The sequence below is a fragment of the Microbacterium sp. LWH7-1.2 genome, assembly GCF_038397755.1.
GTDB lineage: Bacteria > Actinomycetota > Actinomycetes > Actinomycetales > Microbacteriaceae > Microbacterium.
In genome coordinates, this window is sequence record NZ_CP151637.1 from 1,341,557 (window position 1) to 1,352,692 (window position 11,136).

Annotated in this window: 13 protein-coding genes and 1 tRNA gene; 4 read left to right on the plus strand and 10 right to left on the minus strand. The window is 69.9% G+C overall.

The window, feature by feature from the left end:
• Positions 1-63: 63 nt before the first annotated feature.
• Together MRBLWH7_RS06375 and MRBLWH7_RS06380 are read right to left on the minus strand one after the other, a co-directional pair.
• Positions 64-1,032 (minus strand): hypothetical protein, encoded by a 969-nt coding sequence (locus MRBLWH7_RS06375; protein WP_342000337.1) that lies wholly within the window; start codon positions 1,030-1,032, stop codon positions 64-66.
• A complete protein-coding gene (locus tag MRBLWH7_RS06380) occupies positions 1,025-1,300 on the minus strand; it encodes a hypothetical protein (protein WP_342000338.1) in 276 nt (91 codons plus the stop codon). The genes MRBLWH7_RS06375 and MRBLWH7_RS06380 overlap by 8 nt, the downstream gene beginning before the upstream one ends.
• A gap of 94 nt (positions 1,301-1,394) precedes the next feature.
• Here MRBLWH7_RS06380 and MRBLWH7_RS06385 point away from each other — a divergent pair, with 94 nt between their 5' ends.
• Positions 1,395-1,688: a hypothetical protein gene (locus tag MRBLWH7_RS06385; RefSeq protein WP_342000339.1), complete on the plus strand. Its 294-nt coding sequence runs from the start codon at positions 1,395-1,397 to the stop codon at positions 1,686-1,688.
• Between the two features lie 2 nt (positions 1,689-1,690).
• Here MRBLWH7_RS06385 and MRBLWH7_RS06390 read toward each other — a convergent pair whose 3' ends face one another.
• From MRBLWH7_RS06390 to MRBLWH7_RS06400, 3 genes are all read right to left on the minus strand, one after another.
• Complete coding sequence (locus tag MRBLWH7_RS06390; RefSeq protein WP_342000340.1) at positions 1,691-2,878, minus strand: site-specific integrase; 1,188 nt, start codon at positions 2,876-2,878, stop codon at positions 1,691-1,693.
• Positions 2,879-2,882: 4 nt separating this feature from the next.
• Entirely contained in the window at positions 2,883-3,122 is a 240-nt protein-coding gene (locus MRBLWH7_RS06395; RefSeq protein ID WP_342000342.1) for a helix-turn-helix domain-containing protein, read from the minus strand.
• 182 nt (positions 3,123-3,304) lie between these two features.
• Positions 3,305-3,378: transfer RNA gene (locus tag MRBLWH7_RS06400), tRNA-Pro, on the minus strand.
• 131 nt (positions 3,379-3,509) lie between these two features.
• Between MRBLWH7_RS06400 and MRBLWH7_RS06405 the strand changes: the two genes are divergently transcribed.
• A complete protein-coding gene (locus MRBLWH7_RS06405) occupies positions 3,510-4,097 on the plus strand; it encodes a GNAT family N-acetyltransferase (RefSeq protein ID WP_342000344.1) in 588 nt (195 codons plus the stop codon).
• A 42-nt stretch (positions 4,098-4,139) separates the two neighbouring features.
• Here MRBLWH7_RS06405 and MRBLWH7_RS06410 read toward each other — a convergent pair whose 3' ends face one another.
• On the minus strand, positions 4,140-5,318 hold the full coding sequence (locus tag MRBLWH7_RS06410) for a low temperature requirement protein A (RefSeq protein ID WP_342000346.1): 1,179 nt from the start codon (positions 5,316-5,318) through the stop codon (positions 4,140-4,142).
• A 37-nt stretch (positions 5,319-5,355) separates the two neighbouring features.
• Between MRBLWH7_RS06410 and MRBLWH7_RS06415 the strand changes: the two genes are divergently transcribed.
• Positions 5,356-6,033, plus strand: coding sequence for a lysoplasmalogenase (locus MRBLWH7_RS06415; protein WP_342000348.1), 678 nt, complete (start codon positions 5,356-5,358; stop codon positions 6,031-6,033).
• Complete coding sequence (locus MRBLWH7_RS06420; RefSeq protein ID WP_342000350.1) at positions 6,030-6,413, plus strand: RNA-binding S4 domain-containing protein; 384 nt, start codon at positions 6,030-6,032, stop codon at positions 6,411-6,413. The genes MRBLWH7_RS06415 and MRBLWH7_RS06420 overlap by 4 nt, the downstream gene beginning before the upstream one ends.
• Here MRBLWH7_RS06420 and MRBLWH7_RS06425 read toward each other — a convergent pair.
• The 4 genes from MRBLWH7_RS06425 to der form a co-directional block, all read right to left on the minus strand.
• A complete protein-coding gene (locus tag MRBLWH7_RS06425) occupies positions 6,325-6,717 on the minus strand; it encodes a hypothetical protein (RefSeq protein WP_342000352.1) in 393 nt (130 codons plus the stop codon). The two genes, MRBLWH7_RS06420 and MRBLWH7_RS06425, sit on opposite strands and share 89 nt — an antisense overlap.
• Before the next feature lie 118 nt (positions 6,718-6,835).
• Complete coding sequence (locus MRBLWH7_RS06430) at positions 6,836-8,458, minus strand: LuxR C-terminal-related transcriptional regulator (RefSeq protein ID WP_342000354.1); 1,623 nt, start codon at positions 8,456-8,458, stop codon at positions 6,836-6,838.
• A gap of 118 nt (positions 8,459-8,576) precedes the next feature.
• Positions 8,577-9,479: an NUDIX hydrolase gene (locus MRBLWH7_RS06435; protein WP_342000355.1), complete on the minus strand. Its 903-nt coding sequence runs from the start codon at positions 9,477-9,479 to the stop codon at positions 8,577-8,579.
• A gap of 117 nt (positions 9,480-9,596) precedes the next feature.
• A complete protein-coding gene (gene der / locus MRBLWH7_RS06440) occupies positions 9,597-11,135 on the minus strand; it encodes a ribosome biogenesis GTPase Der (protein WP_342000357.1) in 1,539 nt (512 codons plus the stop codon).
• Position 11,136: the final 1 nt, after the last annotated feature.

Consider the following 11,136-nt stretch of genomic DNA (forward strand, 5'->3'; position numbering starts at 1 on the left):
GGAACCTTGTGATCAAAGCACCCACGGGCTCCTCCATCGGGCAATGCCCGCATGGGGATCCCGTTAGAGCGAGATGTCCGGTCCTCGTTTGGCGAGGTCGGTCGTGAGCCAGCGGAAGACGGCGATCGACGCCGTCGGCGAAGCAACGCTCGCGCGGAGGTAGCCGCGGCTAGCGAACTCGAGCGCGTGACGGCGCGGCTCCGTGTGTACGTCGAGCGGTAGCATCCCGCCGCGGAAGCGCGCACGCGAGACCTCAGCGACGCGCGCGCGAAGTTCCACCTCGTGTTCGGCGAAGTACACCTCGGCGATCGCGAGGATCTCGCGGACGACACGTCGGTTCTCCGAACGCTCCTGCATCGCGCGAACCAACTCGGGTGGGGTCGGCACGTCTTGCTCTCTGATTCGGGCCACTTCCTGACCACCGCGCGGTTTCGCGAAGAACTCGTCCGCAGCAGCGTCGTTGTGGCGTCGATCCGGAGCGTGTACCCGGTGGAGCTGTCGCTCGGGGAGCCCGGCACGCGCCCGGCGACGGGCGAGGCGCCTCGCTTCGTTCTCTCGCTCGCGATACGTCGCACGCCGATCAGGGGTCGGGGACCAGGTCGAGTCGCGACCGCCGGCCCGGGCGCGGTCGACAGCGCGCCTGCGGGCTTCGTTGGCCTTCTGTGGGTCGGCCGCCGCACGGGCGCGACGGCGCTCGGCGATGGCGTCGCGATTCCGGTAGTAGTAGTCGCGTTGGGCCTGCTTGTAGGCCTCCGGATGCTTCTGCTTGTACCGCTCGCGCGCTTGCTGACGCTCCTCCGGGTGGTCCTTCGCCCACTCCTTCGCCCGCTCGATGCCTTTCTGGCGCCGCGCCTTCTCCTCCCGCTCCCGCTGCGCGCGAGCACGCTCACGCTCACGGTTCTTGCGACGGATGTCCTCGCGATTGCGCTCCCGGTACTCGGCGTTATAGCCCGGGTGCGCCTCGTTCCATGCCTTCCGCTGTGCGGCCAGACGTGCGGCACGCTCTTCCTCGCTGGGGTGAGGGTCACTCATGGTCATCTGCGACGAGCACGCCGTCGAGCTCCGCGAGCGCAGTAAACAACTCTTCGCGCGTAGCGGTGGGGTCTCTGATGGCGCGCGCGAACAGCTCGGCGATCCGGCCCCGCTCGGCGTCGGACACGTCATCGAGCCGCGCCAGACACCAGTCGATGTCCTCGTCGAGGCTGTAGCTCGGATCATCCGCCTCGATGCCGGGGTAGTAGAGGAAGGCGAGCACAGCGACGTGCTCCAGGACGGCGTCAGCGCGCTCACGATCGCTCATGACAAGAAGGTGCGCGCGTGAAGCCCGCCAGCGCCTACGGCAATGTCCGCGGGCCGGTCTACTCTCATGTGCGTTCGGCCGGAGGAGGAAGCCCATGGTCGAACCGAGCCGATGGCACCCGCTTCTCGCCGCGCAGGAAGACCCTCCCGGCACGTGGCGATTGATCGACGGGTTCGACCGGGAGTACGGCACCATCGAGATCCGCCGAGTGAACGCCACCGATGTCCGCTACCGCGCCACATTCCGAGGCGAGGTCATCGGCTGGTCGACAAGCCTCCGCCTTGCGTGCGAGCGGGTGCACGCCGAGTTCATTCGAAACCACGGCCCGGGCGGCGGACCGATCGCGAGCTGGGGCTCGACGAAGGGCCCACCCCAACCGGCTTCGTGAGGCTACGGCTCCTGATCGCGCGCGAACGCACGGTCCAGCATCGCGGCGGTCGACGGATTCACCATCTCGTTCCGCCGGATGTAGTGCTGAACCGTGATCTTCGGATCTGTGTGTCCCAGCAACTCAGCCGCAAGTTCCACACCCGCCTGATCGTTGATCGCAGTCGCCACAGTGCGGCGGAAGGCATGCGGGGTGACTCCTTCGATGCCGGCGATCTCCATGACGCGCCGGAGCTGCCGCCGTACGTTGTTGGTCGTCAGAGGTGTCCCGTCCCGGCTGCAGAAGATCAGCGCGTCCAGCGACGGGTCCGTGAGCCGGGCCAGGCGCCGACGGACAGCCTCAGCTGTGAATGTCGGAATTGCGACCGTGCGCCGAGACTTCGCGGTCTTGGGGTGGTCCTGGCGCTGAGTGGGTTCGCCCTTGTTGCTGACGATTGTTCCGGCGATGCGAATCGAAGGCACTGGGCTGGTGATGTCGACGTCCCGACGCCGAATCGCCAGCACCTCGCCGATGCGTGCGGACGTTCCGAGCATGACCTCGATGATCCCGCCGAGCTGCCCGTCCGGCTTCGGCCCTGAGATGGCGCGGCCGCTCTCCCACAGGGCGATCGCCGCTCGGATTGCGCCAACTTCAACCGGAGTGAGCGCGTCGGGTGTTCTCGCCGGCCGGTGCAGTCGAGCGACGTGATCCACGGGGTTTCGGTGCAGGATCTCATGGCGCACGGCCAAGCTAAATGCCGAGCGCAGCACAACTCGCCCATGCTTCGCTCGGCTGTAGCTTCGCTTGTTCAGCTGCTTGAGTAGTTGATCGCAGCGCGCGACGCCGATCTCGCGGAGCGTCAGATTGCCGATCGCCGGCATCACGAGAGTTCGCATGTCGCGCTCGTAGAGCTGCCGCGTAGTCGTGGACAGGCGCTCGTCCTGATCGAGGTCGTCAAGCCAGTAGTCCACGAGTTGCGAGAACAGACTGTCGGCAGTGAGAACAGTAGTCGACGGCTGGAACATGCTTCTCGCCGAGAGCTTCACCTTCAGCGCACGTTCGGCAAGCGTGCGCGTCTCGGCCGAAACCTGCACGAGCCTCGTCCGACCATCCCAATCGCGGTACCGCGCCCGCGCGATCACGCGGCCGTTCTCGGCCGTGAGAAAGCCGATCTCGCCGAAGGTACCGATCGCAAGCCGCGCGCGGCTCATCGCGTCACCTCGGGTCGGCTGGTGACGGCGCGCCCAGCTCCCGGTGCGCTTCGACCCACGTGCGCACGTCTGAAGCCGCAAAGGTCAGGTGCTTGCCATATCGATGGGCATGAGGCGCCTGCCCCTTCATCCGCCATTCGTAGATCGTCGACACCGGGACACGCAGATGTGCGGCGAGCTCGTTGATGTTGAGGAGTCTCTCCAAGCCCCAGAGCTCGAGGGTCACGCTGTCGATGGCGTCCATACCGAGTAGGTAGGCACGATGTCGCCCTACCGTTCGGCAGCGACCCGAACGAAGTCGGGCCAGCCGAGACGCGGCGTCGCGATCGGGCGCTGGAGCGGTCAAAAAGATGGCATTGCGATGACGTGATCAAGTTTCACCAAGGAAAAAGTCCCGGGAACCCTTAGGTTCCCGGGACTTACCGGTCGGGATGACAGGATTTGAACCTGCGACCCCCTGACCCCCAGTCAGGTGCGCTACCAAGCTGCGCCACATCCCGTTGACCACACTGACGCGCGGACAACTCCCCCATCCTACCCGCTCCCGGCAGGCGTCGCGAACCGAGGGACGCCCGGGCGTGGCATCCGTCGATCGCTTGCCGGTGTCGGTGGGGCCCACTAGCGTCGCGCCATGGCGAACATCACCATCGAACCGGTTACGGCAGATCGCTTCGACGACGCGCAGCACGCGCTCAGCGGCGGCGGGGACGGGCGCGGATGCCAGTGCCAGTGGTGGATGATGACGAACGCCGAGTGGCAGCAGACGTCGCAGGCGCAGCGGCAGGAGCTCCTGCGCGACGAGCTCGATGCCGGGCCGCCCCCGGCGCTCATCGCCTACGTCGACGGCGAACCGGCCGGCTGGGTGCGGATCGGGCCGCGCACGAAACAGGTGCGGCTCGGCCGCACGCGCAACTTCACGACCGCGTCGGAAGAGGCGTGGGAAGACGAGACCGTCTGGTCGGTGAGCTGCTTCGTCGTGCGCAAGGAGCACCGCAACCAGGGCCTCAACGCGAAGCTCCTGGAGGCCGCGATCGCGTACGCGCGAGAGAGCGGAGCCCGGGTGATCGAGGCGTACCCGCTCGACCCGGACGCCGGCAAGAAGATCCCGTCGAACGAGTTGTTCCACGGCGTGCTGTCGACGTTCGAAGACGCCGGGTTCCGCGAGGTCGCGCGCCCGAAGCCGCATCTCGCGATCGTGTCGCTCGACCTCGCACGCTGATCCGCGCCCGGGCGCACCCCGGGCGCGCGGCATCCGTTCGCGTCACTGCATCGTCGCAGGCTCCCGGCGGACGCGATCGACCTCGAGCACGACGACGACGCACACCAGGAGCGCGGCGGCGACGATGTACTCCCCCGACGGCAGCAGACCCGCCAGCGCGATCAGCACCGCGCCGGCGACCACGGCGGCCGACGCCCAGCGCGACAGCGAGGCCCGCAGCAGGACGAACCACGACGCCGCCACCACGATCGCGATCGGCAGCGTCAGGGCGAGACCGGCGATCTCGTGCGAGATCTCGGTGTGCCCGGTGATCTCGTCGATCTCGACCTCCACGCCCGCCGACACGGCACCGACCGCCGCGAAGATCACGTAGTGGAGGTAGCCGAAGCGGAAGGCGGACTTCCTGCCCTCCAGCCGGTGCTGCTGCTCGCGGGAGAAGTACACCCACCAGATGCCGGCGGTCACGACGATCCCCGAGATCGCGAGCGTCACGAGCTCCGGGACGTGCTCACCCTTGCCGAGCGCGTCGATGATCGCGTTCGCCGACGCGAGCAGACTCTCACCGAGGAGCAGGAGCGTGAACAGCCCGTAGCGCTCCGCGATGTGGTGCGGATGCCACGCCGTGCGCCCCGAGGACTCGCCCCACACCGGTACGAGCAGCTCGAGCGCCACGAGCACGAAGAAGGTCCAGAACTGCGCCGCCTCGTCCAGCAGGTAGATGCGCGCGACCCACAGCACCTGCACCACGGCAACGCCGAGGGCCATGCGCAGCGCGGTGCGACGGGATTCGGGATCGGATGCTGCGGCCCGCAGCCACTGCGCCACCAGGGCCAGCCGCATGATGACGTAGCCCCACGTCACCACGAGGAATTCGAACTCCACCATCGCGTCGTGCACGCCGGCCGCGAGGACGAGCACGCCGCCCATCTGCACGATCGTGAGCACGCGGTAGAGCCAGTCGTCGGTGTCGAACGCCGAGGCGAACCACGTGAAGTTCATCCACGCCCACCAGATCGCGAAGAACACCATGAGGTACGCCAGCACGCCCTGGCCCATGTGGTCCTCGGTGATGAGGTGATGCAGGTTCTGCGACGCCTGCGACACCGCGACGACGAACACCAGGTCGAACAGCAGCTCGAGAGGCGTCGCCACCCGGTGGGCCGCATTCGTATCGCGAGCGGACATCCGGACGAGGCCCATCCGAGCCAGCACATCGGTCATGCGACGATTATGGTTGCCCTGCGTATCGAGGAGGATCATGCGTCGGCTGTGGATCGGGTTCGTGCCCTACATCGCGGTGTCGATCGTGCATGTCGCGGCGCTGGCGGTCGGCTCCGACGCGGTGGCCGCGCCGACGAAGCTCGCCCTGATGCCGTTGCTCTCACTCGCGGTCGTGTGGGGCGTCCGCGGCTCACGATGGACCCCCGCCCACACCCTGCTGGTCGCCGCCATCGGGCTCTCGTGGCTCGGCGACGGCGCCGGCACGTTCGTGCCCTGGCTGCCGACCGTGCCGATGATGCTGCTGTTCTTCGGCCTCGCACACCTCTGCTACATCTGGCTCTTCTGGCGGATGCTGGCCGTGCGCCGCGTCCCGCTCTGGGCCGCCGTGTACGCCGTGTGGTGGGTGGTCCTTCTCGCCGTGCTGTGGCCGAACCTCGGCGCGCTGGCCATCGCCGTCGCGGTCTACGGTCTGGTGCTCGGCGGCACCGCGGTCGCAGCATCCCGTTGTCATCCGCTCATCGTGTGGGGCGGCGTGTTCTTCCTGATGTCCGACTCGGTGCTGGCGTTCCGCCTCTTCACGCCCGACGCGATGCCCGCCTGGACGAGCCCGCTCGTCATGCTCACGTACTGCGCCGGGCAGGGGCTCATAGCCGCGGGCGTGCTCGCGAGCGTGCGGACCCGGCGAGCGGCGAAGAGCCCGGTGGCGACGCGATGACGGATGCCGCGACCCCGGGCAGGTCGGTCAGGGTCGACGCCTGGCTCTGGGCGATCCGGATCTACAAGACGCGCTCGGCCGCGACGACCGCGTGCCGTGCGGGGCACGTGCGCGTCAACGGCGAGCGGGCGAAGGCCGCGCAAGGAGTGAGGCCCGGGGACGAGGTGCGGGTCCGCATCGACGGTTTCGACCGCATGCTGGTGGTGCGCCAGACCATATCGAAGCGGGTCGGTGCCCCGCTGGTCGCGACCGCCATGGAGGATCGCACTCCCCCACGCGACCCCGCTCCCGTCATCGCGCAACGCGATCGGGGCGCGGGCCGGCCCACCAAGCGCGAACGGCGCGAGATCGACCGCCTGCGCGGCCGCGACGACGGCTGACGGCGACGCCCGCGGGAACCGGGTCGTCGAGCGCGCCCCGCCGGACCACGCGCCGCTGCGCGAGGCACAGGACGAGCATGATCGCGCACGAGATCACGTAGAACGTGTGCAGCGCCCAGATCGGGCCCACGGGCAGGCTGAACACGTAGAGCGAGTAGACCGCATTGGCCGCGTTGATCATCGCGAGGCTCGGCAGACTGTACGACGAGACATCACGCGTGCGCAGCGCCTTGCCGAGCATCGGCAGGTTGCTGACCGCGAACACCACGGTCGAGACCGTGCCGGCGATCAGCGGGATGTCCATGACCACACGGTAGGCACCGGTGCCCGCCGTCCGCGTCGGACGAAGAGCGCATCTTCGCCGAACGACGCCCGTGGGTCATTCTGTGTAGAAGCGGCTCACGCCGCGGGCTGTCGCGCGATCAGACCAGGCCGTTCTCGTACGCGTAGGCGGTGGCGGCCGCCCGGGTCGAGATCCCCAGCTTGATGAAGATGTTGGCGAGGTGACGCGCGACCGTCTTCTCGCTCAGGGAGAGCTTCACGCCGACCCCGCGATTGGTGAGGCCCGTCGACACCAGCCGCAGAACCTCCAGCTCACGCGGCGTGAGGGCGCCCACGCGCCGGTCGCCCATCGCGGCGGCGAGGTCGGCCAGCGCCGGTTCGGCGCCCAGAGCGAGGAACACCCCGCGGGCAGCGTCGAACTCCTGCTGCGCTTCCTGCCTCGCGCCAGCCGCGTGCAGGGCGCGCCCGGCGAGCACGCGGCTTCGCGCGGCTTCGTACGGCACCCCGACGTCGTCCCAGGCGCGGACGGCGCCGCGCGCCGCCTCCCGCGCGTCGGCCACCCGGCCTTCGGAGAGCAGCACCCGCGCCTCAGCGGTGGCGATGGCGGCCTCGAGCATCGGCGTGGCCGTCGTCCTGCTGGCATCTCGCAGCTCCTCGACCGCACGACGGGCGGCCTCGCGATCTCCGGCGGCCACCTCGATCTCGACGACGGCCGGCAGCAGGAACCGCCGCGTGAGCGGGTCGGCGCCCGCCGCACTGCGGCGGATCTCGTCCTGCGCGCGCTGCGTGCGACCGAGCGCGAGGTGGAGCAGTGACAGCCCCGGCTGCGGTTCCCACCCGGATTCGCCGGCGCGGCGGTAGGACTCCTCGGCGGAGTGGAACGCCCCTCGCAGGCGCGAGAGCTCCGCGTGCTGGTAGGGGGCGCCCCAGATCGCGCGGTAGTCGCCTCCCCGAAAGCGCGCCAGCGCGAGCTCCGCCGCGGTCGATGCCTCGGACCAGGCTCCGCGCAGAAGGAGGAGACCGGCCTCCAGGGCGCGATACTGCCCGCTGAACGCGACGAGCTGGGGCTGCGCACCGCACCACCGGGCCAGCACGCCCGTCCACGCCGTCGCGCGCTCCAGGTCGAAGGCGAGAACAGCATCGGAGACGGCGCCGCAGATGATGACGCCCGTCGGAAGCGGAGCGACGCCGCCTGCCGCAACGGCCGCCATCGCGCGGTCGAGGTGTTCGAACCCCGCGGCGATGGCGCCGGACTCGATCAGCGATTTCCCCAATCCGAGCCTGGCGAAATTTGCGAGTTCGCGGTCGTCCTCACGCTCCGCGATCGCGAAGACCTCCTCGAACCCGCGCACCGCCTCGGCGGTGTTGCCGCTGCCGAGCTGACCGACGGCAGGTGCCATCCGGGCGAACCCGGCCAGCGCGCCGGGCTCGACCATCCCGCTCACGATCCGCATGGCGCGCGCCGCCCACATCACGCTGTTCGTGAAGTCCCCTTGTTCGATCAGGTCGAGCGCGAGCCATCCAGCCGCACGCGCGGCGCCCGCGGGTTCCCCGGCGGTCAGGTACGCCCCGTAAGCCCGTGAGAGTGCGTCGATGCACGCCTGCGGTTCGCCGCGAAGCAGAGCCGCCGTCGATAGCAGCTCCAGATCGGACGCGCCCAGGCCCTCGCGCGCTTCCACGCGGGCGAGCAGTTCCGACGCATCTGCCCAACGCCGGTCGGCCACCGCGGCACGGCCGGCGTCGAGGTCGCTGGAGGAGATCATGCCGCTCCCGCCTCGTCGCGTGCCGACCGCGGGTCGGCCTGGGCGCCCCTCGTGTGTTGCGGGAACGCTACCGCCGATCCCGGCGGTCCCGCAAGGACGACGCCGGCTGTCGGGGCCCTCAGCCCGCGAGCAGGTCGAGCAGCCAGCGCGCGCCGCGAACGGCGGCGCCGGCATGCGTCACCCGGTCGGAAAGTCCGCGGTCGCTCGTGACCACCGTCACCCGGCGCCCTGCGGCGGCCCCCTGCTGCGCCACCACGACGATGGCGTCATCACCGGACGCGTCGGCCCGCACCACACCGACACCCGGCGCACCCTCCACCTGGCGTGCCTGTCCCTCGACGACCGCGGTCCACTCCGGGTACCAGGTCTGCTCCGGCAGGCCCAGCGCGGACGCCGGGATGCCCTGGGCGGCGAGATCGGCCATCCGTGCCACGAGCCGGGAGGCCGCGCCCCGGCGATCGCGCCACCAGCCGTCGGGCACCGAGCCCATGACGTTCGCGATATCGACGATGACCGCCGGCCGCACGCTCAGCAGGCCGCGCAGCTTCTCCCACGAGGCCGCGAAGGCGGGGTGAAGCGGGTACTGCGTGACCTCGTCGACGGGGACCCAGGCGAGCTCGCGACTCTCGGGATCGCTGATCGTGGGCTCGAACGGAACGCTCACGTCGCCCACGACGGTGGTATAGCTCCAGTACCCGAGATCGAAGACGCTCAGCACGCGAGGCTGCACCGCCGCACCTGGCACGCCCGCCTCCTCGGCGGCCTCGCGGAGCGCACCGTCGCAGGCCGATTCGCCCTCGTGACGCGCACCTCCTGGCAGCGCCCAGGTGTCGCCGAAGTGGCTCCACGACGCGCGGTGCTGCAGCAGCACCCCTTGCTCGGCGTCGACTGCGAGCAGACCGGCGGCCCCGAAGCGCCCCCAGTACCGCTCCCCTGTCGGTGCGACCACCCATGCGTCGCCGGGGTCGCGGGGTCCGTGCGGACGCCGGGGCTCGCCGGGGGCAGGAGGCTCGATCGTCACCCTGCCAGCCTGTCACACCCCGCCCGCACACGGCGGCGATGACCCCGCGTGACCAGGCCGGCATGAACGGAACGACGGATGCCTCGGGGCGAGGCATCCGTCGTTCCCCGGCTCGCGTCAGCGCTGGCGACGCTCGCGCACGCGCATGTTGATCACGATCGGCGAGCCCTCGAAGCCGTACAACTCGCGCAGGCGCCGCTGTATGAAGCGGCGGTAGCCCGGGTCGAGGAAGCCGGTCGTGAACAGCACGAAGGTCGGCGGTCGCGTCGACGCCTGCGTGCCGAACAGGATGCGCGGCTGCTTGCCACCGCGCAGCGGATGCGGGTGCTCGGCGATCAGCTCGGTGAGGAACGCGTTGAACTTGCCCGTCGGGATGCGCTGATCCCACGACTCGAGGGCCGTCTCGAGCGCCGGCACGAGCTTGTCGAGGTGGCGTCCGGTGCGGGCCGAGATGTTGACGCGGGGCGCCCACGCGACGTGCGCGAGGTCCTGCTCGATCTCGCGCTCGAGGTAGCGGCGGCGGTCCTGGCCGTCCATGTCGTCGTCGTTGAGGCGATCCCACTTGTTGTACGCGATGACGAGCGCGCGTCCGGACTCGAGGACGAGGTCGATGATGTTGAGGTCCTGCACGCTGATCGGCTGGGTCACGTCGATGACGACGATCGCGACCTCGGCCTTTTCGAGCGCAGCCGATGTGCGCAGGGACGCGTAGAAGTCGGCGCCCTGCTGCAGATGCACGCGGCGGCGGATGCCGGCGGTGTCGACGAAGCGCCACAGCTTGCCGCCGAGGTCGACGATCTCGTCGACGGGGTCGCGAGTCGTGCCGGCGAGCTCGTTCACGACCACGCGCTCCTCGCCCGCGGCCTTGTTGAGCAGCGACGACTTGCCGACGTTCGGCCGACCCAGGATCGCGACGCGGCGCGGTCCGCCGATCTCGGCCTTGGCCACCGCCGACACGTCGGGCATGATCTTGACGACCTCGTCGAGGAGGTCGGCGACGCCGCGGCCGTGGATGGCCGAAACCGGCCACGGCTGGTCGAGGCCGAGGTTCCAGAGCGCTGCGGCCTCGGGCTCCTGGCGTGCGTCGTCGATCTTGTTGGCGACGAGGAAGACAGGCTTGTTCGCTTTGCGGAGCAGCCGCACGACGTGCTCGTCGGTGGCGGTGGCGCCGACCATCGCGTCGACGACGAAGAGCACGACGTCCGACAGGTCGATCGCGACCTCGGCCTGGGCTGCGACCGAGCGGTCGATGCCGCGGGCGTCGGGTTCCCAGCCGCCGGTGTCGACGAGCGTGAAGCGGCGGTCCATCCACTCTGCCTTGTACGTGACGCGGTCGCGCGTGACACCCGGGGTGTCCTCCACGACGGCCTCGCGGCGGCCGAGGATGCGGTTCACGAGCGCCGACTTGCCGACGTTCGGGCGCCCGACGATCGCGACGACGGGCAGCGCCGGCAGGAACTCGATGCCGTCCTCGCCCACGGCGATGCCCGCGAGCAGCGCCGCATCCTCGTCGTCGAGGTCGTAGTCGTCGAGGCCGACGCGCAGCGCGACGGCCCGCTGCTCGGCGAGGTCGTCGTCGAGGTCCGCGAGGTTCTCGGCGAGGCGGTCGTCGGCGGGCTCGAACTCGTCGAAGTCGGCGGGGTTGTCAGCGGCCATC